Origin of the sequence: Nostoc sp. CmiVER01 (assembly GCF_034531135.2) — a bacterium.
Lineage (GTDB): Bacteria > Cyanobacteriota > Cyanobacteriia > Cyanobacteriales > Nostocaceae > Nostoc.
Genome location: NZ_JAVRBU020000031.1, coordinates 39,684 through 64,993 on the forward strand (window position 1 = coordinate 39,684; position 25,310 = coordinate 64,993).

23 protein-coding genes and 1 pseudogene are annotated in these 25,310 nt (G+C 39.9%); 9 read left to right on the forward strand and 15 right to left on the reverse strand.

Annotation, left to right across the window (positions count from 1 at the left end):
• The first annotated feature begins 136 nt into the window (after positions 1-136).
• From RMZ43_RS33910 to RMZ43_RS33920, 3 genes are all read left to right on the forward strand, one after another.
• Positions 137-397, forward strand: coding sequence for a hypothetical protein (locus RMZ43_RS33910; protein ID WP_322648150.1), 261 nt, complete (start codon positions 137-139; stop codon positions 395-397).
• Between the two features lie 314 nt (positions 398-711).
• Positions 712-1,353 carry a tail fiber domain-containing protein gene (locus RMZ43_RS33915; RefSeq protein ID WP_322648151.1) on the forward strand — a complete coding sequence of 214 codons (642 nt, stop codon included), beginning with the start codon at positions 712-714 and terminating at the stop codon, positions 1,351-1,353.
• 77 nt (positions 1,354-1,430) lie between these two features.
• On the forward strand, positions 1,431-3,008 hold the full coding sequence (locus RMZ43_RS33920) for a calcium-binding protein (RefSeq protein WP_322654388.1): 1,578 nt from the start codon (positions 1,431-1,433) through the stop codon (positions 3,006-3,008).
• A 519-nt stretch (positions 3,009-3,527) separates the two neighbouring features.
• On the opposite strand, the gene RMZ43_RS33925 is transcribed toward RMZ43_RS33920, so the two are convergent.
• From RMZ43_RS33925 to RMZ43_RS33935, 3 genes are all read right to left on the reverse strand, one after another.
• Positions 3,528-3,953, reverse strand: coding sequence for a VOC family protein (locus RMZ43_RS33925; protein WP_322654387.1), 426 nt, complete (start codon positions 3,951-3,953; stop codon positions 3,528-3,530).
• Between the two features lie 232 nt (positions 3,954-4,185).
• Positions 4,186-4,797, reverse strand: coding sequence for a hypothetical protein (locus RMZ43_RS33930; protein ID WP_322654386.1), 612 nt, complete (start codon positions 4,795-4,797; stop codon positions 4,186-4,188).
• Complete coding sequence (locus tag RMZ43_RS33935; RefSeq protein ID WP_322654385.1) at positions 4,728-5,060, reverse strand: sigma factor; 333 nt, start codon at positions 5,058-5,060, stop codon at positions 4,728-4,730. The genes RMZ43_RS33930 and RMZ43_RS33935 overlap by 70 nt, the downstream gene beginning before the upstream one ends.
• 248 nt (positions 5,061-5,308) lie before the next feature.
• Here RMZ43_RS33935 and RMZ43_RS33940 point away from each other — a divergent pair, with 248 nt between their 5' ends.
• The 4 genes from RMZ43_RS33940 to RMZ43_RS33955 all read left to right on the forward strand — a co-directional run bounded on the left by RMZ43_RS33940 (position 5,309) and on the right by RMZ43_RS33955 (position 7,787).
• Positions 5,309-5,719 (forward strand): YciI family protein, encoded by a 411-nt coding sequence (locus tag RMZ43_RS33940; protein ID WP_322654384.1) that lies wholly within the window; start codon positions 5,309-5,311, stop codon positions 5,717-5,719.
• A 219-nt stretch (positions 5,720-5,938) separates the two neighbouring features.
• Positions 5,939-6,436 carry a VOC family protein gene (locus RMZ43_RS33945; protein WP_322654383.1) on the forward strand — a complete coding sequence of 166 codons (498 nt, stop codon included), beginning with the start codon at positions 5,939-5,941 and terminating at the stop codon, positions 6,434-6,436.
• A gap of 211 nt (positions 6,437-6,647) precedes the next feature.
• Entirely contained in the window at positions 6,648-7,079 is a 432-nt protein-coding gene (locus RMZ43_RS33950) for a YciI family protein (RefSeq protein WP_179076994.1), read from the forward strand.
• 357 nt (positions 7,080-7,436) lie between these two features.
• Positions 7,437-7,787, forward strand: a complete 351-nt coding sequence (locus RMZ43_RS33955) for a VOC family protein (protein WP_322654382.1) — start codon at positions 7,437-7,439, stop codon at positions 7,785-7,787.
• 965 nt (positions 7,788-8,752) lie between these two features.
• Here the strand turns inward: RMZ43_RS33955 and RMZ43_RS33960 are convergent.
• The 7 genes and pseudogenes from RMZ43_RS33960 to RMZ43_RS33990 form a co-directional block, all read right to left on the reverse strand.
• Positions 8,753-9,340, reverse strand: a complete 588-nt coding sequence (locus RMZ43_RS33960) for a Uma2 family endonuclease (protein WP_322654381.1) — start codon at positions 9,338-9,340, stop codon at positions 8,753-8,755.
• 290 nt (positions 9,341-9,630) lie between these two features.
• A pseudogene (locus RMZ43_RS33965) lies at positions 9,631-10,368 on the reverse strand (family 10 glycosylhydrolase); the annotation flags it as partial.
• Positions 10,369-10,633: 265 nt separating this feature from the next.
• Positions 10,634-10,888 carry a DUF7219 family protein gene (locus RMZ43_RS33970; RefSeq protein ID WP_322648162.1) on the reverse strand — a complete coding sequence of 85 codons (255 nt, stop codon included), beginning with the start codon at positions 10,886-10,888 and terminating at the stop codon, positions 10,634-10,636.
• A gap of 221 nt (positions 10,889-11,109) precedes the next feature.
• The gene (locus tag RMZ43_RS33975; RefSeq protein ID WP_322654378.1) at positions 11,110-11,334 is read right to left on the reverse strand and encodes a hypothetical protein; all 225 of its coding nucleotides are present in this window, start codon (positions 11,332-11,334) and stop codon (positions 11,110-11,112) included.
• Complete coding sequence (locus tag RMZ43_RS33980; protein WP_322654377.1) at positions 11,331-13,856, reverse strand: cyclic nucleotide-binding domain-containing protein; 2,526 nt, start codon at positions 13,854-13,856, stop codon at positions 11,331-11,333. Before RMZ43_RS33980 ends, RMZ43_RS33975 begins: the two co-directional genes overlap by 4 nt.
• A gap of 161 nt (positions 13,857-14,017) precedes the next feature.
• The gene (locus RMZ43_RS33985; protein ID WP_322648164.1) at positions 14,018-14,215 is read right to left on the reverse strand and encodes a hypothetical protein; all 198 of its coding nucleotides are present in this window, start codon (positions 14,213-14,215) and stop codon (positions 14,018-14,020) included.
• A 141-nt stretch (positions 14,216-14,356) separates the two neighbouring features.
• Complete coding sequence (locus RMZ43_RS33990; RefSeq protein ID WP_322654376.1) at positions 14,357-14,593, reverse strand: hypothetical protein; 237 nt, start codon at positions 14,591-14,593, stop codon at positions 14,357-14,359.
• Positions 14,594-14,707: 114 nt separating this feature from the next.
• Here RMZ43_RS33990 and RMZ43_RS33995 point away from each other — a divergent pair, with 114 nt between their 5' ends.
• Together RMZ43_RS33995 and RMZ43_RS34000 are read left to right on the forward strand one after the other, a co-directional pair.
• Positions 14,708-15,046, forward strand: a complete 339-nt coding sequence (locus RMZ43_RS33995; protein ID WP_322654375.1) for a WD40 repeat domain-containing protein — start codon at positions 14,708-14,710, stop codon at positions 15,044-15,046.
• Positions 15,047-15,355: 309 nt separating this feature from the next.
• A complete protein-coding gene (locus RMZ43_RS34000; RefSeq protein ID WP_322654374.1) occupies positions 15,356-17,818 on the forward strand; it encodes a hypothetical protein in 2,463 nt (820 codons plus the stop codon).
• 235 nt (positions 17,819-18,053) lie between these two features.
• Here the strand turns inward: RMZ43_RS34000 and RMZ43_RS34005 are convergent, their stop codons facing one another.
• The 5 genes from RMZ43_RS34005 to RMZ43_RS34025 all read right to left on the reverse strand — a co-directional run bounded on the left by RMZ43_RS34005 (position 18,054) and on the right by RMZ43_RS34025 (position 25,139).
• Positions 18,054-18,464, reverse strand: a complete 411-nt coding sequence (locus RMZ43_RS34005; RefSeq protein WP_322654373.1) for a hypothetical protein — start codon at positions 18,462-18,464, stop codon at positions 18,054-18,056.
• Positions 18,465-18,502: 38 nt separating this feature from the next.
• On the reverse strand, positions 18,503-20,191 hold the full coding sequence (locus RMZ43_RS34010) for a GUN4 domain-containing protein (protein WP_322654372.1): 1,689 nt from the start codon (positions 20,189-20,191) through the stop codon (positions 18,503-18,505).
• 28 nt (positions 20,192-20,219) lie between these two features.
• Positions 20,220-22,238, reverse strand: coding sequence for an ABC transporter ATP-binding protein/permease (locus RMZ43_RS34015; RefSeq protein WP_322648169.1), 2,019 nt, complete (start codon positions 22,236-22,238; stop codon positions 20,220-20,222).
• Positions 22,239-22,395: 157 nt separating this feature from the next.
• Positions 22,396-22,800 carry a hypothetical protein gene (locus RMZ43_RS34020; RefSeq protein ID WP_322648170.1) on the reverse strand — a complete coding sequence of 135 codons (405 nt, stop codon included), beginning with the start codon at positions 22,798-22,800 and terminating at the stop codon, positions 22,396-22,398.
• Between the two features lie 239 nt (positions 22,801-23,039).
• Positions 23,040-25,139, reverse strand: a complete 2,100-nt coding sequence (locus RMZ43_RS34025) for a patatin-like phospholipase family protein (RefSeq protein ID WP_322648171.1) — start codon at positions 25,137-25,139, stop codon at positions 23,040-23,042.
• Positions 25,140-25,310 lie beyond the last annotated feature (171 nt).

Genomic DNA, 25,310 nt, shown 5'->3' on the forward strand with positions numbered 1-25,310 from the left:
TATATTTTAATTTAGTGTACCTCATAACAAGCGCAAGTGCTGTAATCAAGAAATTCGAGAAATTGGCGAATTTCTCAAACTCGAAGCCTTAACGAAGGAAGAGAGTTTGCGTTTAGGTAGCGGATTAATACTCGAATTGAACCGACCACTTCACGATTTATTATATGAAGTTTATTCAAGTACGTTAGAACGTCAAGAATTTGAACATTTTAAAACATTAAAAGTCAAAGTTCGTAATTTTGACCCAATTGATGATAAGTATTTAACTAGGGAATATAAACGGGAAATATGTCTATTTTTGGAAGTGACCTACTTTCAGCAGGGTTTACGCACTTGGTTTGAGACTAATGATTCCTGTGAACTGGAGCTAAAATCCACAAACAAGGATTTGGATTGATGACAAACAATCTGTTGCTCTGGTCAAATAATTTGTTGTTCTACAACAAAACAGACTTTTTGTGACTAAATAATACCAATCAATTTGAATTTTCTTTTCGACTTCATACTATTAAAGTCTTTTTCGGACTGTGTTTTTCTTATTAAAAGCTTAATTTAGATTCAGGTGTAGAGCGACGAATTATTTGACCGCAGCGACAAATTATAAGTCAAGTTCTTCATGACTGTAAGCTTTACTGTCAGGGCATCTAATTTTTAAGCTCTACACTAGCAGTTTTAAAGAAACCCACAACTAAGAAACCGGGGTATATCACCGTGACTGATAAGTTCTCTCGCAGTCAAATTCTTAAGGCAAGTGGTGCATTCATTGCTGGAGCCGCCGCCGCCAAGGGTCTTCCCCTTGTTGTTGGTAATGAGCCAGCACAAGCACAGACAATTGGAACATTCGCTGAGGTTCGTGTAGCTTCAAGTAATAATCCTCAAGTTACTATCGTACAGACTAATAATAACGATTTCGCCCGATTGCGGTTCTCGACGTTTGGTAAATCCGCTTGGGATATCGCTACTGGTGGTTCCAACAACGTGATGAATTTCTTTAACCCAGCAGTCAGGGGTAATGTGATGACCTTGACTACAACTGGCAATCTCTCAATCACTGGTGTATTCGCCCAGGGGTCATCCAGAGAATTGAAGGAAAATATTACTGAACTTTCCAGTAAAGAAGCACTTGAGACACTAGCTAACCTAAGCCCTGTCAAGTTCAAGTACAAAGCTGACACAGAAAAAGTACAACATGTTGGCTTTATCGCTGAAGATGTTCCAGAGCTTGTAGCAACCCCTGATAGAAAAAGACTTAGTTCTATGGATATTGTAGGGGTACTAACCAAAGTTGTTCAAGAACAGCAGCAGACAATTTTGGCATTGGCACAGAAAGTAAAAGCTTTGGAGAAACACTAGTATTTTCATACTTTTCTTAAAACTGAACTACTAGTAGCTCATTATTCACTTAGAAATCCAGAATTAGGAGGATCATCATGGCAGTAATTTGGACCCCAGACCCAGGACCAACCAATAGAGCAGATATAGGTACTAGTGATGCCGCTTCTGATAACTTTAATGGTTTCGGTGGAAATGACACCCTTAATGGTGGCGCTGGTGATGACACCTTACGAGGTGGCACTGGCAATGATCTCTTACAAGGTGGCGATGGTATCGACTTTCTATCCGGTGGGAGCGGAAACGATACCATAATTGGAGATCGTGGCAACGATACTTTCACTGGCGGAGCAGGCAACGACCGACTCATCTGGAACAATGGTGACGGTAGCGACAGAATCAGTGGTAATGCTGGTGATGACGTGGTTGAGGTCAACGGTGCCGCAACTGCGGGAGATACCTTCCGCCTAGAACAAGATGCCCAAGGAAGAGCAATCTTTGATCGGCTCAACCTAGTTCCTTTCACCCTGACTGTAGATAGTGCAGAGAGGTTTGAAATCAATGGTGGCGGAGGCGATGACATTCTTGATGTTAACGACCTAGCGGGAACTAGCGTCGGTGCAGTCAGCTTTACAGGCGGTGCTGGCAATGACTCTCTTGATGGTAGTGGCACATCAACACCCTTAACTGCCTCTGGTGGAATTGGTAATGACACCCTAATTGGTGGAACTGGAAATGACACCTTAATTGGTGACGCTGATAATGACTTGCTACGAGGTGGCGATGGTATCGACTTTCTATCCGGTGGGAGCGGAAACGATACCATAATTGGAGATCGTGGCAACGATACTTTCACTGGCGGAGCAGGCAACGACCGACTCATCTGGAACAACGGTGACGGTAGCGACAGAATCAGTGGTAATGCTGGTGATGACGTGGTTGAGGTCAACGGTGCCGCAACTGCTGGAGATACCTTCCGCCTAGAACAAGATGCCCAAGGAAGAGCAATCTTTGATCGGCTCAACCTAGTTCCTTTCACCCTGACTGTAGATAGTGCAGAGAGGTTTGGAATCAATGGTGGCGGAGGCGATGACATTCTTGATGTTAACGACCTAGCGGGAACTAGCGTCGGTGCAGTCAGCTTTACAGGCGGTGCTGGAAATGACTCTCTTGATGGTAGTGGCACAACTACATCATTAAGCGGCTTTGGCGGTAACGGCAGTGACAGCCTCTATGGTGGGGCTGGCAATGACGTCCTTAATGGTGATGCTGGTAGTGATGTCTTAAGGGGTGGCGCTGGTAATGATATCCTAACAGGCGGTAGTGGTAGCGATCGCTTCGTATTCAACTCAGGCGCTCAATATAGTGCTGGTGGTTTAGGCGTAGATGAAATTACTGACTTCAGCCGCAATTTTGACAGAATTGTTCTGTCTCGGACAAGTTTCGTCGGACTCAACAATCTGTCCGATATTAGGATAGTAGCTACTGATGCAGCTGCTGCAACTAGCTCTGGAATCATTACTTACAGCTTTGGAACTGGCAATTTGTACTTCAACCAAAACTTGACATCGCCAGGCTTTGGCACAGGTAGTCTGTTTGCTAACATTGATAACGATAACAATGCATCCACAACACCACCTGTATTAAGAGCTATAAACTTTGAGATCGTTGCTTAATCAAACAGAATCTAAGATATGTCTGCAAGTTTGTAGCTAGATTCCAATAATTGCAATCATCAGCATTGCTAATTAGGGGTCTTGAATCCTCTTTGTACATTATGTGCAAGGAGGATTACAATTTAAACTTCAAAAATCTGCATTGCCGATAAAGCTTTGACTTCTGCATCAGTTAGCCCAATTGAAATTGTTACCTTAGCCATACTTTTAAAGCCTGTAAATATTATGTACATCGCTAGTAGTTCGCCAAGGGAACTTAGCAGGGTAAAGGTTTTAAATCCCTTACCCTTTTCCCTTTTTCCTTTCCCCAGCTCTCACCCAGCATTTTTGGGTTGGCAGAGTACTAGTTCTGGGTTATACCCTTTGCATACAGTTTCTTTGACAGTACTTTTATTACTTACCACGAATTCTGTATAAACAACTTATCAATCTGATATCCGTAGATGAACATGGTCAATCAGGCGACCTCGATGAAATTCCATAGTGTTATCTTGCCTCTAAAAATGAGTCATTCTCTGGTCAACCATTGTTCTGGTTGAGTTGCTGCTCAAGCTGCTCATCCCAGAAGGCGGCTTCTATTTTGTGTCCATCTGGATCGCGCACAAAGCAGCCGTAATACGGCTCACTATAATCGGGTCTGCCACCGGGGGCACCATCGTCTTTACCTCCTGCCGCTAATGCTGCCTCATAGAAGGCGTAGACTGCTTCTTTTGTAGGAGCAATAAAACCAATGTGAGTTCCATTGCCAACCGTTGCAGGTTGCCCGTCGAAGGGAGTTCCCACCCAAAATTCGGGATACTGTTTGCCATAGGCGATCGCCCCCGGATGCTCCATAAATCGCTTACAGCCCAATGTTGGCAACACAGCATCATAGAAGGCGATCGCTCGTTCAAAATCATTAGTACCAATCGAAACATGCGAGAGAATGCTGGGATTGTTATCCATGTCGAAATCCTCTATCAGTTGAGGTGGATGTGGATGTGCCAGAGAGCCGATCGGTGATTTGCTGCACCCTAACACAACTTGATGAAACGATTGGATTATAACAGTACTAAAGTACTAAGCCGACTTGTCTTCTTTTGCCTTTTGTTAAGTTACAAGTTCACCCTGTTAGAAGATTTTTCATTTTTTTTCAACGGCATCATGGATGCCTGGCGCTTTAAACTGTTGTAAACCCTTAGCCGGACTGAATGTTAGGTTGAACTTCGCGCAACCGACGTTCCAGGAAACGACGCTCACTGTCATTTGTCACTAATTCTAGTGCCCGTGTATAGCTCTGGGTCGTTTCCTCTAATGCTCCAACACGCCGGAATAAATCTGCACGGGTGGCATGAAAGAGATGATAGCTGTCCAGTTCTGGAGCAAGGCGATCAATCAGTCCAAATGCGGCTTGAGGACTGTCTGCCATTGCGATCGCCACTGCTCGGTTCAAGGCCACAATGGGTGAGGGCTGCAAGCGTTCCAACATCTCATAGAGCCGCACGATCTGCGCCCAGTCTGTTTCTTCGGCGCGGGTTTCCTGACAATGGAGGGCGGCGATCGCCGCTTGCAGAGCATACACTCTGGTTCCAAAGAGCAACGCTTCCTCTACCAGAGGTAACACCTCAGCAATCTGTAGATGTGCCAGCGCCGGGTGACAGCAGGTAAAGATTAATCGCAGGCGATCGTCTCCAATTTCATCACTGTCATAGGTTGCAATACTGCTCGGGTTTTGGATTTTTAACTCGGAGTTGGGTTTGGGGAAAAGGTTAAAGGTTTTTTCTTTCCCCTTTTCCCCAAAACCCGACAAGTATTGTCATAGGTTGGTTCTTCAGTGGATGGAATTAAGCCAGATGCCGCATACCACTCCAGTTTTTCGGTCAGTTTTGTACGTCGTCGGAGGCGATCGATCGCCTTGTACCCGGCAGTTCGGATAATCCAAGCACGGGGACGATCAGGAATACCGTCGCTTTCCCACTGATTCACTGCCTCTGTAAATGCTGCCTGTGCAGCTTCTTCAGCTACATCAAAATCTCCGACCAGCCGAATCAGATAGCGACAATGCGCCCCCATTCAGTTCGATAAAGGGCAGCAATTGCTTGAGCCACATCTGTTTTTGGGATTGAAGCCATACCTTTGACAAAAAGACTTGAAGAAGAATTCAGAAGTCAGAATTCAGGAGTCAGAATCAAGACGCTCGCGGACTCGCTTTGCGCGTCGCTATCCGCCAGCCGTACAGAATTCATGCTGAATTCTGACTCCTGACTCCTGAATTCTGTTCGATAAAGTTCAATTGTACTAAACAAAATTTTTGCACTCAGGTGTCGATTTGGACAATTCCCGTTCGACTTAATCACAAAGGAGGCAACCCAATGAAATATTTGCTGCTGATTTATATGGACGAAAACGCCATGAGCGACACCGAGCGGGAGCATTGCTATGGGGAATCTGCCCAACTCGCCCAGCACTTGCATACTCAAGGACAATTTCTGGCGACGGCTCCACTCCATCCTGTTGCAACCGCAACCAGTGTCCAAGTCCGTGATGGCAAATCACTCGTGACCGATGGGCCATTTGCCGAAACCCGCGAACAATTGGGTGGATTCTTCCTCGTTAATGCTCAGGATTTGGATGAAGCCATTGCGATCGCCACCCGCATCCCAGGTGCAAAAGTCGGCACCGTCGAAATCCGTCCTGTCATCGAAGTTGCGGGACTACCAGCACAGCCCTGACCAAGCCCCGTTGGGGCGGGGTATAGGGTGTGGGGTGTGGGGTGTAGTGAATATTTAGCCCCAACAACACTCTTGGTTACAAGCCCCGTATGAGTCAAGACAATAGCATTGGTGGGGGTTCAAGCCCCGACCAATACAGTCTTCCCTACACCCTACAGCCTACACCCCACACCCTTCTTGTTAACCGTCCTTAACCGCTTGAACTCAAAGAGAACCCTCATGCAAAACAATTCCAAAATCACTCCCTGTTTATGGTTTGATGATCAAGCCGAAGCCGCCGCTCAGTTTTATACATCGATTTTTCGCAATTCCAAAATTGTCCACGTCAGTCGATATGGAGACGCTGGACAGGAAATTCACGGAAAACCAGCCGGAGCTGTCATGACTGTCAGCTTTGAACTTGATGGTCAGCCGTTCACAGCACTCAACGGTGGTCCGACCTTCAAATTTAACGAGGCGATTTCCTTCCAAATCTTTTGCGATACTCAGGCAGACGTGGACGATTACTGGCAAAAATTGTCTGTCGGTGGGGATGAAACCGCACAGCAATGCGGCTGGCTCAAAGACAAATACGGTGTCTCCTGGCAAATTATTCCTCGCATTCTGATTGAGTTACTCAACCACTCCGATGCGGCAACCTCTCAAAAAGTGACCACTACCATGCTGCAAATGAAGAAGATCGAGATTGATGAACTCAAACGTGTCGCTGCTGATTAGCGGTTCCTTCGGAGTTGCGCTTTGTGCTAATCAGCACACCCAACCCAATACTTGTCGGGTTTTGGGGAAAAGGGGAAAGAAAAAACCTTTACCCTTTACCCTTTAACCTTTACCCCAAACCCAATGCCGAGTTGAAAATGCACAAAGCGTGCAGTATTGACACTCAACCCCTCGCAATCTAACTCAAAACCATTCAACAGGAGATTTCACAATGAAAGTCATGGTATTTGTCAAAGCAACCCAAGACTCCGAAACTGGGGTCATGCCGAGCGAACAGCTTTTAACTGAAATGGGGCAGTACAACGAAGAATTAGCCAGGGCAGGTATCTTGCTCGCTGCTGAGGGGTTTCATCCTAGCTCGAAAGGGGTGCGAGTTCACTTTTCAGGAACCGATCGCACCGTCACCCAGGGACCTTTCACTCCAGCGCAGGAGCTAGTGGCAGGGTACTGGCTGTGGCAGGTGAACTCAATGGAAGAGGCAGTTGCTTGGGTAAAGCGCTGCCCTAACCCTATGCCAGGAGACTCCGAGATTGAGATTCGTCCCGTATTCGAGGCAGAGGATTTTGGTGAAGTCCTGACACCCGCCTTAAGGGAGCAGGAAGACCGCATTCGTGCTCAACTTGAAACGCAGCAGCAAGAGTAACGTCAGCGAAGAGGACAAGGGGCAGGGGGCGGGGGGCAGGGGGGAGAACCCCATAAATAAATTTAGTTGCTCTGGAACAAGGACGTATTATTTCTCTCTACGAGACGCCAAAGGCGAACGCGCTTCGCGTCGACGCTCGCGGACTCGCTTGCCGCCGGCGCTATCGAAATAAATGTTTTTACTTGGAGTATAAATAAATTTAGGGGCTTGAAACCCTTGTGGCAGTAGAACTCCAGTATCTTTCTCCCTTGCTCCCTGCTCCCCTGCCTCTTTGGTCATCAGCAACCGCACAAATGATGTTCATGTGCGAACGATCCGCTCATCAAAACGCAGAGTCGATTACAAAAGGAGAAATCAATGCAACTCAATTCTTACCTGATGTTCAACGGCAACTGTGAGGCAGCGTTCAAGTTCTATGAACAATGTCTGGGTGGCAAGATGACTATGATGATGACACACAAAGAAGCACCTTCTACCGAAAATGTCTCACCAGAATGGCAGGACAAAATCATGCACGCTTGCCTTGAACTAGATGATCGCCTCCTGATGGGATCTGACTGCCCACCAGGATACTTTGAAACCCCGCAAGGTTTCTACGTACAAATTAGCGTTCCTGAAATCGCTGAGGCAGAACGGCTTTTTCACGCTCTAGCAGAAAACGGCAAGGTGAAGATGGCGATCGCGCAAACGTTCTGGTCATCGCGGTGAAGGCATGTTGACCGATCAGTTTGGAACACTGTGGATGATCAACTGCGAACAAACCATCTGAGCCTATATCAACATCTGTCATTCGTCCAAAGTCCAATTGTAAATAACCTGAGTTCAGGATAAGAAATCCTTAAAAGCCTTGAATTATCGTTGTTCGGTCTAAAGCTCTGTTTTCATCTATTGTCAATAAGACATATTGCTGAGATTAGTTTCATTTGTGAACCTTATTGACAAAATGATTCCACTTTTATCCCTGACTCGTGAGAATCAATTGACGAGGCAAGGCAATGACTATGCCTCGTAAGAGCGATGTCTACACGGGCTGCGCCTACGCTACTTCTTCCATCACCAGTAACCATATCCTGTAACCTGTCAAGCCATTTGCTCAAAGTCGCGGATGCCCCACTCAAAAATAACAATCCGGGCAGTCTATTTTGTCCACTAATCTTCTTGATGCCCACCAATTGAGTAATGATGACTTGCTCAAAGAATATATTGCCTAGCCATCTACTGAAGTACTATCAAGCCATCGCAGTATTTGATGCTAGTTCTGCCGAAATGAGATAATGTAGTAATGTAGATTATTTTTGTAATACGTCAGCGAGGAAGAATGATGACTCAATTACTAGCTGTCCGGGTTGCCTTCAAAAACTCAACCAACTCAAGGCGCAGAGATTTTCGTTAAATCCTCCATTTACAGGAATGATACTCGAATTTACAGACACTAAGCTCGACTTTATCCAAAATTAAGAACTTGGTTCTCTTGATACGGCAAAACCCTAGCTTTTTGGCAAAAACTTTTCTCATGTGACTGATTATCGGTGAAATCGAAAAAGTAGAACTACCATCCGACAAAGCTTTCAGCGTCAGCTTGAGCGTTGCAAAAAAATGGATAAAGTCGAGCTTAAGAGACGCTGGATTGCAACGTTTCAACTGTTGGGTGTGAAATGGGAAATTGCGTATTTCTAGGCATTTACAACTGTGGGAAATACCCGATTCAAGTCTAATAAAACATCTTCAAATCCAGGAATCGCTACTGACTGATGTGGTAAAGATATCTGCTTGCTGAGATAATTAAATTCATCTTGAGCATTTTGATACGGTTGGCTGTAACGCTCAAGTTGGCGAATATTTAAGTTGACAATCCAATAATCAGAAATTCCGGCTTCTGCGTAGATTTCTAACTTTGTTGTTTGGTCGTAATTTAAGGTTGAGTCCGAAATTTCAATCACTAAAAAAATATCTTCAGGATAAGGATGATGTGCGAGATAATCTTCATCTTTACCGCGTGCAATCGCCACATCTGGTTCAGGTTCACTTTGCGAAAGCAAAGTAATCGGATCTTGTCCGCGAATCACGGCGCGATCGCCCAACAACCGATCCAATTGGCGGCATAAGATAGAACCGCAGACTGTATGAGGTGTGCCCTTGGCTACCATCTGAATTAGTTCTCCGCGAATCAACTCGATGTGATCGCTCTCCTTTAGAAATTTCAGTTCAATCAGCCGATGATATTCGTCAATAGTAAATCGTTTTGGTGTGACAACATTCATGGGACATCATCGATTTAACTGTTATGTACTTTCTAGCTTACCATCTGTATCCATTAATTTTTCTTGTCAAACGTGTGAGATGCCTGTATCTGTACAGTGACTTTTTATTTGTCGCTATGCCAAATTAATGTCATTGAGGGTGTGAAGCTTGTACTCTCTAGCGTTAAGCTTAGAAGCAGCACAGGGAACTTACAGGCTGTATCAACACAAATTGTCGCAAGCCTAAAGTAGATAAGGCTTAGCTTGATGACACGAATTTGTCTCAACGCCATTTAATTTGTCACTGTACAAAATTCTACTAAAATATTTTTAAAAAAATTAGTAACTTCAGTAATCTCCACATCCAGAACATAATGATCGATTCCAGAGTAGGTTTTATACACTTCTGGGACAATCCATTTTTTGGCGATCGCTAAATCAAAAATGGGACTATTTTTATCTATTTTAATCCCCTTCTCAAAGTAAGCGTGAACTTGCATTCCTTGTTTATGCGCTTCAACAATCAACCAATTTAACCATTGCTCTTGAAACTGGTTTTAACAACTTTTATAGCCTAGAGTTTGCTGCATAACTTCGCTATTGTACATCGTACAGCCATTCCCCCAAACACCATAAATAATTGTATTAATTCCTTGAGAGTGATAGTAACGAACTCTTTCACTAATTGTTTGCTCATCGGCATTGTTGGTGATTTGGTAGCGAGTTAAATAAATGCCTCTAATTACTTTTTTCTCCCAAAGAGTTGGAGGTAATGATGCTTTTTGATTTTGTATTGTTTTTACCGAAGCTTGGTTATTATTTAAAATGGGATTGGGAATACTTGAGAGAGAAACAGTAGGGGTTGAAGAAGCAGTTGGAGACGGATTCAAAATTGGAATATTTATTTGTTGGTTCTTAGGTAAAAGCTTGCTGATATCTAGATTTTCTTTCTGACTGAACCACCAATAACCACCTCCTAAAATAACTATGATTACAGAGAAAGGAATATTAGCACATCCACATCCAATTGGCTTTTTTTGGCGCGACATAATATGATGATTGCCTGGTAATTCATTATATATAGCAATCTCAAATTAAACCTTAAAGGATGTTTTAAAAGTCCTATTCTTGGTAGTAAAACGTTTTATACCCTCTAAATCCCCCGTTCTTTAAAAGGAATTGTAAGCTTGGATACAAAATTTTTCCAAGAATATATATGAGGATGGAAGCTGGGCTAACCTCCTTTTTTGAGTCTAGTGAGAGTAAAATCACATAAAGTTGCTTGAACAATAGTTCGTGCATTTTGGGAAAAGCTTAAATTTCTTTATTTTCGCCAATAGCCAATTCCTTTTTGCTATGTTTTAACTGTTTCCAAAGCGCCTTAATTTGCTCGTAAGCTTCTTCTGGAGACAGCTTTCCACCTGTTTCTAGGCAAGTAATGTAACTAATTTTTTGGGCAAATTCTTGGAGGTTGGCATTAAAAGCTAAAGTTTCTGGCTGGAAATTACCATAATATCGGCTACGAGGGTAAAGAAAACTATTTTTGTCTTGCGAGTTAGGTTGTGTCATTAGTTTGTTATCTGCAAGTTATTAAAAGTTCTAGATTTGTTATTCTACGTGTAATTACACAGTAGAAAAGCTAAATTCCAGAATGAAGTTAATATTGTAGTTAAAAATATATTTATTTGACTACTGTAAGAAGACAGAAATAACTATCCAGTTGAAAAAGGCACAAAATTTAATGTATAGGTCAATACAATTCAACTAAAATTACTTACTTTTCTTTGCGTCTACCTTAAAAAATTGACTTTGGATAGAAGAAAGGCAGTTCTTGAATATTGATAAAGAGTTTTAGCCTTAATTGTGTCTGGTAAAATATCTGCGATCGCCATTCGCGCACCGTCTTGTAAAAAAGATCCCCCCGCCTGCGGCGACCCTCTTAAAAAGGGGGGATCTTCGAGATATAAGGATGTTAACCGAACCGTATTATCGCGATCGCTATATGTGAAGCTCAAAACACGATAATTGCCCAGATGCTAACTCCCAAACCGATTGCTGCTAGGTGTTGCGGCATGAGCGATCGCACTGGCTGCTTGGCAATCTTTTGCGTTAATAACATAGTCATTAACACTGAAAATATTATCGTTGTACCTTGCAAAAAAGCAATGACAGCCGGATGAGCAACCAATATTGGCAATTGTTCACCACTCAAACCAAGGGTAGCAAAGGTTACGGGTAAAATCCGTCCACCTTCACCTAAACCTAAACGCAGATAGTGAGCCAAGTTTCCCCCTAACACTAATGGTAGGTAGCCATAGGTAAGTTCTACAAATGATCGAGACTTGCGGTTAAAGTTGAACACTTGCAGCAAGCCATAAACCCCAAAGGTAAAAATCGCTGGGATGATTAACACTAGCAGCGATAATCCCAAGTGCTGCCAAAACTGAGTTAAATCCAGTTGTAACCCCAACCAAGATTGCAACTCTGGCAAGCGATGCAGATATATCCCACCCAACAGCAACAACAATAATGCTACTTCATAGGTGCGGGGTACATGAGTTGTCCACAGTTCAATTCCAGGGGGACGCAAGTTAAACTCAACGGAACGATGGGGACAGGCTTTCAGGCAAGTCATGCACAGTACGCAATCTCTGTTATCTTCTAATTGCGCTGGATGGGAATATAAGGGACATCCATTAGTTTCCATCCCTTCGCCCTTTTGTGGCCCACCTTTATAGCACTGATACGTGGTGCAACTGGCAGAACAAATACCTTGCTGGGCGCGGAGTTCCGTCATTGAGAGTTTGGCAAATAAACCATTCATGCCGCCGATGGGACAGAGATAACGACACCAAAATCGCCGCTCAAAAAGAGCAGAGAAGATCATCGCCCCAGCCGTAATTAATAGCAGCAAACAAGCGCTCAGATAAGCGGTATTTTCTAAATGCCAGAGTTCTTCCCATAAGAAAATTAGGGTGAACAAACCAAACATGAACCATCCGCCCCATTTCTCAGCTTCCTCTCTGGGCCAACGCTTAAGTTTTCGAGGCCACAGCCAGAGAGATAACTTTTGGGTAATTTCCCCGTAAATCATGAAGGGACAAACAGAACACCAGATACGCCCCAAAAAGGGAAAGAGAAATAGGAAGAAAGGCCACCACCAAGCCCAAAATAGATTTAATACGAAATTGCGATCGCGGGTTTGCGGCCCAATAAATAAGACTGCAACTATAATTGCAAAAGCCGTTGCAGTAAAACCATAGTTAGTGCGATCGGGCCACCAGGGACTACGCAAAAACCGCCGCAAACGAGGATAGGCATTTAACAGATTCACCCGAAATCGTTTTTTCTTCGTTTCGGCTGGCCAGAAAATTTCTTCTGTTAATTCATTAGCACCCTCTGCTTGCACGATCGCTCTTTCTACCAGATTTTTTAATTCCTTAAGATTGCCAGGAAAATCATAAGACTGGAGGCGACGTAAAGCTTCTGGGGTGATGTGGGGTTTGGGAACGCCTCTAGCTCGAGTGTAAAGGCTAATATAGTATTCAACTTGTGCCTGAATATCAGCTTTCCGCACCCGTAGCGGTGGTACTTTAATAATGTGACCAATACAGCGTTCAATTGTCGGCTGAGTTTTTTCGGAAACAATCAGAATTCTGGCTTTGCTGGGACGAGGTTCAGGTGCTGCTTCTCCTGCACGACTGACGGGGGTATATGTGCCAGTTTTGAGCAACTGCGTCACCGGAGGTAATAATTCTTCAGGTAATTCTTGGATGTTGTTGAGAACTAAAGTACCTTCTCCCAACCATTCCAACAATCCTGGTTTACCGCCAGCGCGACCGAATAAATCTGCACCGCTAGTTTGCAGAATACCGCAATTTACTTTAATAATTGGTTCTCGGCGTTTTGGAGAACCAAAGTGGATGAGGGCTGCTATATTGTCTTTTTCTAACCCTGGTTCTCCAAAAATATCCACTGATTTGCGGTCAGCCGCCGCTTCTCGAATTTGCTCCCGCAGTCTTACTGCATAGCGACTCGTACCAACAATTCCCCGTTGGGCTTTGGTAACTAAATATGGTCGCAAAGCTACGGAGCGTTCTTGTTCATAGCCAAGTGCAGATGTTGCCTGAGCTAATTCTTGAGCCAATTGACGCGAAAAAGCCTGAGCAATTTCAGGGTATTGGGTGGCTAATTCACGGAATTTATCACCAGGCACAACCCACAAATGACAATCTGTCACCGTAGTAATTGTGAATGGAGTTAATTCATCCAACAGCAATTCTTTGAGTTCAATCACTGCTCCAGGGAGGAATCCACAAGCTAAGGCTGGGTTGGTTTGATTGGTGCTATTGCTTTCAAGTTGACCTTCTACAAGAATATAAAGGGCTTCTGGAGGAGTGCCTTCGCTAACTAAGTCAGTTTCGGCACTCACTACTTGTTCTTCAATTACTTGAGCGATCGCATTTAACACCTCAGATGAGAGAATTCCTAAACTCGTCCGTTCTTGTAGCCATGTAATCGTTTCTGGAGATGTCATATTAAGTTCTCCGTGTAAGCTGTTATGTATAACCAGAATTATCCTTGAAAGGGTATTTCAAAATATCTGTATTCATCTGTTGTGTATTAATACACAATGTGCAATGTTTGTCCTTGCTATTAAGCTAAAAACTTTTGCACTACACTCGTATTCAGCGTAAACTAAATTTGATGCAAATTTAATGACGTTTCCATTCCAGATGTATAGGTGACTCCGGAACGGGTATTTTGTTCAATGCAAATTTCATACTCAACAGGTTGCCCTGGTTGAAGCCAAGAATCAAAGCGATCGCCCAAATTGATCTGATAAGCATCGGCCCAGTGAGGATAGGGTCGATATAGAACAAGTGGGTAAGACATCTGGCTCACTTTGGAGTTGTTCTGGGACAAAATAATTGTTAATTTAACTGTTTTTAACTCGCCCAGAAGCTTATCTTTTATAAGAAGAGTAAAATTGCGGGGATCGGGGAAGCGATCAAATCCTTTAAAGACGATATTCCATTAGAAATAGCCAAATATATCGACCAAAAAATGAAGAAACTGCACGAGAATGTTACCTAACGGTAGTGCCAGTTCATCATTGTCCCGGATGCCAGCAGCAGCCAGACGCAGGAAGAAGCCCTCAAGGAAGACCGTCGGCCCCACTGTGACGACCGGCAGCCCCGACCAAGCCAATGTCTGTTCTGCAAGCCAGTGCAGCTTGTGCTGCGGACTTGGGGTGGTCTCGGTGATGCTCATCTACGTCACCGTCATCTGCGACATATTCACGAAGGCCTCAACACCATGATGGCGTGCTACGGCGGCAACGTTGACCGTGGCTTCGAGATAAGCAGGTGAGACAGACGAGAATGTTTGCAGGTTTTGCTAGGGCATACAGGAGCCGTCTGGACGGTTGCCATCAGTCCTCAAGGTAATACCCTGGCAAGTGGCGGTGTTGATCAAACCATTCGACTATGGGATCTGCAAGCGGGGCATAGCGGTTGGGTTCGGTCAGTTATCTTTAGCTGTGATGGTCAAATCTTATTTTGTAGTGATGATCGCACGATCAAGCTTTGGGATGTGCAGACAGGATGCTGTATTAACACCTTGATGGTCAATCGCCTGTATGAAGGGATGAATATTCAAGGGGCAACCGGGTTAATAGTGGCTCAAAGAGCTACCCTGAAAGCTTTAGGCGCAATTGACCATTGAAGCGATGCACATCCAACTTCAGCACCTTCACTGGTAGTCGATTGTGACTAACAACTGTTTTCACCTGTGGATAAATTTTTGTGATACTTGACGATTCTTTTAACTCAGTGATGTGGCTGTTTTAGCTATAATTTGGCTACGTTGCTCTACTAAATTCAAGGAAACTTTCACATCTAGTTCTGACGAATTGGTATTGAAAAATTTTTTGAGAATACGATTTGCCAGCAAAGCCTTGAATTGAGTTTATAAACGCTTTGCTATAAATAACCTCTAAACCAATCTGTTAAACACATTTACATCAACTTACTTATGGCTAATAGCATTGATTTCGCAATAGTTACCTTACCTAATGCTATAAAATTAAAACTTGATTTTTTAGATAATGTAAATTTAGTCTCCTCAATTTCAGAAACTTATTTAGATTTTGACCATAAATTGCATTTAAATTTAGACAAGATTTTTAGCATCCATAGTACAGTTCCATACATAAATGTGGTACTTGATAGAATCATTGTTGAAGTATTTGGGAAACCTGAAATTAGAATATCTTCACCAAAATATATAATTAATAAAATTTCTCCAGAATTTGAAATCAGTTTTAAAGGATTACTAAATAAACAAGAAATTGAGTTACTTTTTGGCAAGCAAACCACATTAAAATATAAATTAAATGAAGATTTAATTTTTAGCAATATAGCGAGTAAATTTCCTATTATTAACGATTTAAAATTAAGCAACCCAGAGCTAATTATCACTGATACTGAACATGATTTCATACATTCAAAATTAGGTTGTATTAAGTTAAGCAAAGGATTCAACTTTATTGGAAATATTGATTTCGACAATCTCCAGACAAATTTCAGCAGTTTTATTCATCGAAGCTTAGGAATTGGGTGCTTAGGAGCGATAATTAACTTTAATCCGGCAGGACAGGTTAGCTTAACAAGTAATATTGCAGGCGATATTCAGCTATTTTCTCAGCAACAATTTCAGGCTACTTTTAATAACTTACTTATAGGATTAAATATTGGTGCTGATTTAGAGCCAAACTTTGGATTAACTGGAAATTTAATTCTTCAAGGCTACGATCCCACCCAAGAAAAAGAACCTAAGTTATTGCTCTCTGGTAGTCTGTCTCTCGAACCCGAATCTTTAACAGCATACTTTTGTCAACAAGGTGAAAAATCTTGGTATAATCCCTATGGATTGGTAGGAACTGAACTTCGCAATATCAGGTTTCAAGGAGGCGGAACGTATTTACCTCCTTACTTTGATAATTTTGGCTTCATTGGTGATTTGAAATGGGATAAAACAGAGCTTGAGGTAGCTTTTCTGATAGACACTAATGATCCTGAAAGATTAGCTTTAATTTTAAATCCCAAGCAAGCGGTTAGCTTAATAGATTTGTGGCAGGGGCCAGTCACTTCCTTTCTTAGCAAACAAGTAGGTTATTCAACCGATTTAGTTAACAAAGCACTAGGTTTTTTAGAAAGCTTAGTAAACTTAAACATCGAATCAATTGATGGGGATGGAGACGGAAAAATTAATCCTTTAATTAAGTATGTTCCTTTTCCGACAAGAATTGCGGCTCAAGCGATATCAGAAGGTTTAGAAATTAATGGCAAACTTAATGCTTGGGGGCATGAGGCAATCCTAATCCTTCAAGGAGATAAAACTTTTAATAATATCTCTGGTTCATTAAAAGTTATGGAAATTGATTTAGAATTTCTGAAAGTTAAGGGAACAGATGACGATAGTTTAGATTTATCTTTAAAGGTAACGCCTAGTGAGCAGTATCTTCAAGGAGATGGTTATCTAGAAATTCTTGACAACGAAATTGCGAATGTTGAATTTAAAATTACTCCTACCAATACTATCTTTAAAAACTTTGACCTGAGTTTAGGCAATCTGTTAAGTATTGATGTTGATGCCCTGAGTATCGATATAAAATCTGGTAGTGGTAGTGGTTTAGGAACAATTTCAGTTTTTGGTAATACCCTAGCAGGCATTATGTTTGATGTTACTCAAAATACTGTCAATCTGAGGGATGTTCGGTTGAATTTAGTAGGTTTCTTAACTTTGACTATTCCGAAGCTCACAGTTAACTTGAAGAATCAAAGCGCAGCAGGAACAGCAAATATTATTGCTTTTAATCAATCTTTGGGTAGCGGCACTTTATCATTTAACGCTCAGAACGTTTCAATTAATAATGTAGCTCTTAATTTAGGCAATGTTATAAAGCTCAATGTTCCTAGTTTTAAACTTGATTTAACTAATAAAAAGGTTTTTGGTTTAGGCGATATTATTCTCTTAGGTAAACAATTCATCGCGTTAGGTATCAGCCTCAACGAGAGCGGATTTCAAGCTACAAGTAATTTCAATTTTGGCGTTTTAGCTTTCAACGGCGCTACAGTCACTCTCAGCAAAGGAACTAATGGTAATATCAATAATTCTGGTAGTATTGCAGGAAGCCTCAAGTTTTTAGGCTACACCTTTGCCAATATCACGGCTAGCGTTAATAGTAGTAAATTAATTGCATCGGGTAGTTTTAATTTTGGTGGTATTTTAATACTTAAAGGAGCAAATAATCGAAGGAATGCAACAATAACGCTTAACAGTCCAAAAAATGGACTGTACAATTGTGTTAGTATTATGGGTAGCTTTTATCTGTTGGGTCAAGAGTTAACATCACTTACTATCCGCCATAATAATAGTACTTTAAAAATTTTAGGTATGCACATTATCAGAAAGCCCAACCATTCAAAAGGATAAATAGGGTAAAAAAAGTTAAATTCAAGTCATAGTTAGCCTTAGTGGCACTAAACTAGTACAGCACGACGTAAATAAGCAGACGATTGAAAAGCCCTGAAGAGCTTATTCCATAACACTATTAACTTTTGATTTTTGACACTTCGACTCCGCTCAGTGTGAACTTTTGACTTCCGCCTTGCGGTACTAGGTTGTTATCTATATTTGTTAAGTTAATATTACAAGAAGTAAAAAAGTATTAATTGATTTTTATACCAGTAATTCTCTGATTATTGTTGCTTATTAAAAATTTTGATTTATCAATTTCAATAACTTCATAATTCTCTGTTATAAATATAGAGTAGATACTAGCTATCATATCTGCTAAATCGACTTTAGATAATATCAGTAATTGCAAATTGAAAAATGATTTAGGAACAGTTTTAACAATTAAACATAATCTTCTATCATTTACGTGCCATACGCCAGTAAATTTATTACCCGTAATAAATTCGCTGGGTTTAGATAAAAGAAACGTTTGAATTCTAGTTTGCTCATAAGTCATATTATTTTTAAATTCAATAGAAATTTTTTCCCAATTTGTATTAAAACGCCATTTTCCAAAAAGTAACATTTCTATTTCTGTATCAGATAGGTTCATATTATTCATTGGCTTTCTCCCTTATTATTAAATAATGTGCAATTTACTCATGGTAAAGTTTCATGACAAGTTTTGGCACGAGTAAAAAATAAGTGCATTTGCCATACTAGCCAAGATCCAACTCGCCAAGCGGCCATTGACAACGGATCTGTAGATGAATATGAAGGTATGTCTAATATCTTTTGGTCATAATGTAACCATTTAACTGGTAGATGTCCCATCGGTGTCGTCGGGGATAATTTAAAAGTTAGTTGGTCGTAATTTAACCAGTTTCCCTCTTTTCGCCAACCCAGGCGATCGCCAAGTTTTTTTTCTGTTTCATAATCTATTTGACCGCCTATTTCGTTCCAAATACTTTGCTGAATACTAAAGCCAAAGTAACCATGACTGTATTGTTGCCAAAGTTGATCGATTTTATGAAAAGCTTCACATGAAAAGTTAATAATATCCTGTTTATAAACTTCATTCCAATCATTCTTGCCCATGACTTGTAGCATTAATTTAGCTGTTTCAATATCAGCTTCTTGCCACTTGTACTGCATAAGAAGGTTTTGCAATTTTCTGTAATCAATATTCCAATTATTTTTAAATTCTGTGGGAAGCTCAATATCAACATCATTATTAGTTTGTTCCGCCAATTCTATTTTATCGATAAAAAGTTGAGGAGAAGGAGAAACAATATCTGTTTCTTCTATCCCTAACACTTTCTTTTGATCAACTAGTTGAGTTGACATATAATTAGATATTAGATAAATCGCTTGATTTAAAGTTATTTCATCTTTATCTAAATCAAAGTTATGAAACTGTAAATCTAATAATTGTGACTGAAAAAAAGCATCTTGCAGTCTATCTTTTTTATCATAACTTGCCACTAATAAATTGAGGATATCATGAGACATAGTACTAGTATCTTGTATCGTTAATAAATTAACTTGAGAATTTAAAGTACTACTTGCTAAATTTTGAATTTCTCCTACAATTGCGTAAAAATCTGCATCTACTTTTACTACATCATCTATTAAAGATTGAAACGGAGTAAAGTAATCTTGTAGAGACTTTTCTAGATTAATTGCTGTTTCAGCTATTTTTGCGATTTCTTGACGAATTTTTGTAGCTTGGACTTGGTATTCATAAATTTCTTGATATACCTCTATATCTTTAAGTATTTTCTGAATAGCTTGCTTTTGATTTTTGGTGTCTTCCGCTAAATTTTTAATTCCTCCACTGAGTAGCTTTACTTTTTCTAAAATTAAAAAATTAGTATTGCTTAACAGCAAAATAGATTTTAAATTTTCTTCTTCTTCCCATTTTAACTTGTCAATAATTTGAGAATTGTTATTATTTTTTATCTCGAGCTTACTTCTTTCTTCATTTACTTTTCTAATTTCATCATATTTTTGGTTGAATAATTTTCTCCAGTTATCTATAAAATTTAATAAAAAAGTTTGATAATTATTTTTATAATTTTCTAAAAAATCCAGAAGTTGAGTATAATCTGAAATTAATAATTTAACCTCTGCTAAAATTTCTCCTTGACTAATTTGTTTTTTCCATTTGATTATTCCCCAAAAATAAGAATAATATTTAGTACCTTCTTTAATTAAACTTTGGCAGGTTCTAATTTTTCTTTGAACTTTTTTTAGTTTGGGATTTTTTAAAGTAGGAAATCTATAATGTGTTTCATAAATCGTAATAAATTCATAAGTAACTAATTGTTTTTGCTTGATAGTTAGCATCACTTATTTTGAAATATACAAATAGTTGCTAAACTCTTACCCATTTCAATATTTCCGGGTTTTTGTTATAGCGGTAGGTTACACCATCCTTAGTAGTCACAGACTTTTGTTGACTAGCCTTGCTTCTGAGCGTAGTAAGAGAATAGTCAGTTAATGTCTGAAGCTCTTTATGAGAAAGTCCTATAATTGTGGCGTTCGCTGTTGATTCTGGTTTCATTTTGAGTTCATTTTCCGGGTAAATATCTATCGTAATTTGCTCTTTTTCAACTGGTTTAATAACAATCCCTTTTTGCAATTGATAATCTTGTACAGAAACAAGTTGCCAATTAGATTCTTGTGAAAGTTCTAACACCCATTGATGATAATTAAATAAGCTTTCTCTATGACCAACACTGATAAAAGTTGTTTTCGTTGATTGTAACTGTTGATATAGATTACCTTCGTTGTTTAAATCTAAAGCACTCGTTGCTTCATCTAAGATAGTGAAACTAGGATGTGTAATTAATAGCCGTGCAAAAGCGAGGCGTTGTTGTTCTCCTAAAGACAATATATTTTCCCAAGGAACTTCTGTATCAAAACCGTCTACACGGGTAAGTAAGTGTTGCAGGTTAACTTGTTGCAAAATATGTTCAAGTTCGCGATCGCTCATTTTCCTATTCGTATGAGGATAGAGCAACTGCTGGCGCAAAGTCCCTAAAATAATATAAGGTCGTTGGGGTAAGAATAATACTTCTTTTAAGGGAGGACGCACTAAACGACCAGTTCCCGCATTCCACAAACCAGCGATCGCTCTCAACAAAGAACTTTTACCCCTACCACTAGGGCCAACAATCAATAACCCTTCGCCTGATCCAACAGCAAATGACAAATTTTCAACAATCACCTGTTCATAATTTGGCGTTTGTAAAGTGACATTCTCAAAAGCTAAACGTTCTTCTTCTAGAATTTGAATAGTACTGACGTTCTCTGGTTGTTTACTAGCAGCTTGTAGAGCATCTGAAAACTCTGCTAAACGCTTTACATAGCCAGAAAATCGTCCTGAAATCCCAAACTCAGCTATTAGTTCTCCTAAAGCATTAGAAAACATAAAGCAAGCAAAACTAGCTTGGTTAATTTGTCCATAATCAATTTGATCTTGAAGAAATAAAGGTGTAAGAATAAACATCGAAAATAGGCTAATGGCAGACTGATATGCTCTGCCAAAAGCGTCTTGTCCCCTCTCTAAATTCAGTCTGCGTTCAGCAGTTTTTAAAACATTATTAAATCGACGCTGAATTATATTTAATTCTTCAGATTCTCCCTGAAAAAAAGCGATTGATTCAGCGTGATTACGAACATGAGTTAAGCAATAGGCAAAATCTGCTTTAAATGCAAGTTCTTCTTGGTTAACTTTATTTATTATTTGATTTAAGTAAACAGCTATGAAATTACCTATAATTGTATAAATAACTAAATAAATTGCGATTTGTGAAGAAACTATCCAGAGAATTATCAAAGCGCTTCCCATCTCTAAAGATTTTTCTAGTAAAGAAGATGAGAATCTCAAACCAATGCTAGTAATGGGTTCTATCTCTTGGGATAAGCGTTGATCTGGATTATCTATATCAGATTTAAAATTTATTTTATAATAAGCTTGATTGCTTAAATATTTTTCTAAAACATGAAGATTTAGCCATTTATACCAGTCAATAATTATTTTTTTTCTAACATATCTCAAAAGAGTGACTAGTAAGACCATCCCGACAATAATGAAGCTGGACAGCCATAAAGTACTATTATATTTATCAAGGTCTCTCTGTTCAATAACGATGTCAATTACATAGCGATTCCAGTAACTATTTGCAGCATTTGCAGCGACAATTACGACTATTAATAACACTAAGATAATGAGCATTACCCATGAGCGAATCACATCTGAAAATACTCTTCCTTCTGCTTTTGTTGGATACCAATAAGGCCCGGCAACTACTTTCACATCCTGCCAAAATTGAATTAAGGCTGAAAAAGGATTTGTTGTATTTTGCTCGCGTACAGATGGAGTTTGCATATTCTAAAAATGTAGCCGTTACTAATTACACTAGGAATTTTGAAATGACCTTTGAGAATTAAGTTAGACTCAAAGGCCATTTTTCCTTTTAGATAAGTTTAAAAGCTTGTATTATAAGCTTTTTGACTTTTGAATGCGTGACCTTTGCCTTGCGGTACTAGGTTAATGGTTCGTCATCAACAATTTCGACTGTTCTTGGAAAAGGGCCTTGGTCAGGCTCAGTAACGACTACTGGGCTGATATGATGTTTCAGTTTGAGTTTTAACTCATCTGAAATAGGCAATTCTTGAATTTCTTTGAGAAGAAATCTGACAGATTCAGTTTTGCTACGTTCTGTATAGACGAGCTTGAGAATGTTTTCAATTCCAAATCCCGCTATATATTCCCCTAGAACGGCTACTAACCCAAGCAAGCCTAAACCTCCTAAGAGACCTAAAGGCCCGCCCAGCGTTGAAAGCATAGCGACAACAGCAGCGACATTACCTCCTGATGCACCCGTTGCGATCACGAAAAGTATGCCAGGAAGGCCTAAACCAGAAATTTTTTTGACGAGTTCATCCATTGTACTTACCTACAATCCTTATAAAGTGAAAACATGACTAATACCAATTCGCAATGGGCTAACGCCCCGCTCCACTAACGCAATTAAAAAACTTAGAGATACTTACCTTTGAGGGTTTATATCTGTTTTATAATTTAAGTGAATTGGTATAAGAGAGTCATGATTAATTTCTTTTGTGAAGAAATTCAAAGTTTGACATCTTGCACCAACTAACTGGTGCAAGATGTCAGAAATCTGATTTAGCTCAACAAAAGACTACACAATTCATCGATTTGTTGACTTTGGTTAGATATTAATCGATGGGCTATAGCTTGTAACTGACGAGTATTTTGGAGTTTGGTATTATCTATTTCTTCTAATTCACTATCTAACAACGTTTGAAAGCGATAATAAAAACTTTGAGCTTCTTTATCAGTAGGTTCAAACAACTGTTCTAATTCTCCAGCTACCACTTCACTACTACCGTCAAACATAATATTTAAAAGTGGTCTTCCCCATTGTAAGAGTCCCCAATTTTTGACTTCTTTATAAGGGTAGACACTCGTCAGCGAACCCGTACCTAAAGAAACTACTAAAATATCTTCTGTTTTGAGAACTTTTTGGGCTTTTCGTTTACTACTAATTTGTGCTTCTAAAATAGCTAAATGGGCTGGATTATTAGCAAATACTCCACCATCGATTAAAGTATAGGCGATGCCGCTATTATGGGGGTTTACAAGCCGATGGGGGGCAAAATAAGTCGGAGTGGCACTAGTTGCTAATGCTGCATCTAGGAGCGTAAAACCGCCACATAACTTCTGAAAATTCTTAGATTCTATTTGCTGCTTTTCTAGTTGGTTTGTAAAAAATATCGGAATTCGCTGCTCGATATCATAACTCGTTACAAAAACTTCTTTGAGATTATTTTCTATAAGGGCGTTATCAAAATATTTTCTGAAAATTTCTTCTTTGCTTTCGGAAGGATATTTTGGCTGGAGAAATATATCCTCTAATGGGCCAAGTATTCTTTCAAACAATGGCTCATAAAATATTTCTACCCCATACTCCAGAAATAGCTGTAAAAGATCCTCAGCAGTGTATTGGGCTACAGGCAAGTTATCAGATACATCGGAACTTAATCGGGGTTTAGTTAGTCCAAGTGCTAAAATTCCGCCACTGGAAGTACCAGTAATTAAATCAAACAAACTAAATATAGGTTTTTGTGTCCGCCTTTCAATTTCTGCTAGGAGTAATGCCGGAATAATGCCCCGAATACCGCCTCCATCAATGGAAAGTATTTTATATTTGGGACGGGCTGTTGTATTCATGGTTTCTGGCGATTCCTCCTGAGTTAATATTTGTGCTTGTTGGATATTGATGGGATCTTCAGTTTGGTCTGTTTTGGTTTCCTCGGCATGTGGTTCGAGGGCGATCGCAGTTGGAATAATCTCGGATTGTTGGCTGTTTATTTCTGTCTGTTGAATTTCCTTTGGTTGGTTTTCGTCGTCGCTTACTAACGATACCGTTGTTGCTAATAAACTTGTAGTTAGTGGTGAGATATTTTCTTCAGGAATAACTGCTGTCTCAGTTTGGATTTCTTCAAGTTGAATATCTTCTTGATTGGATGATTCTGCTGCGAATGGAACTGGATTTGATGATTGTATTGCAAATGGAATTTCTGCTAAAGTCCAAATAGGATTACCACGAAAATTTCCTTGGTAGGACTTTCCAGTTTGATTTTTGACAGTTGTACCTTGCCCTTCGTCTAATTTCCAGTAAGCTACTAATCCTGATTCATCTCCAGCTATTAACCCACAACGATGAATCTGTATTTCTGCTTTAGTACAGGGATAATTCCAAACGCTAATGTTTGCTAATTGTCCTTTGAAGTAGACTTGTTTGTGTAACGTTGCTCCCAGAGTTATAGAACTTGTGGCTTTGTTTAAAGATGAACCTCTGAGAGAATCGTTGTATTCGCGCTCGTCAAGATATACGGTTAGCTGACCACTATTAAAAATAATAGCAAAAAAGTGCCATTGTCCTATAGTTAATTCTCCTTGCCCAAAGGTTTTAATACCCTTGCTAACACTTTCATCAATGTAGACATCTAGGCTTCCCGTTTCACTGATGCCGAATTCAAAATTGTCACTGAATCTCTCTGAAGAACGGGCAAAAAATACATTGCGCGTCCCGTAACTAGTGGCTTTATTTGTTAGTTCATGTGGATTTATCCATCCGGAAACCGTAAAAGCTGAACTTCCTTGAGCAAAAACGCCGCCAATATCGTTTCTACCGAAATCTATATAATCATTTACCCCATCAAATGTTAAAACTGTTTGTGTATTTACTAGGTTGAACACAAGGATTTAATCTCCAAATATCAATAACTCACAATTTTCAATAAAGAACTTAAGATTAATAAATTTAATAATGGAATCTCATTAACACCTTTTGCAATAGAAAAAAACAAAAATATATAAGGATTAATATCCTAATTTTTATTAGTCAGTAATACTTCTGCGATCGCTTGC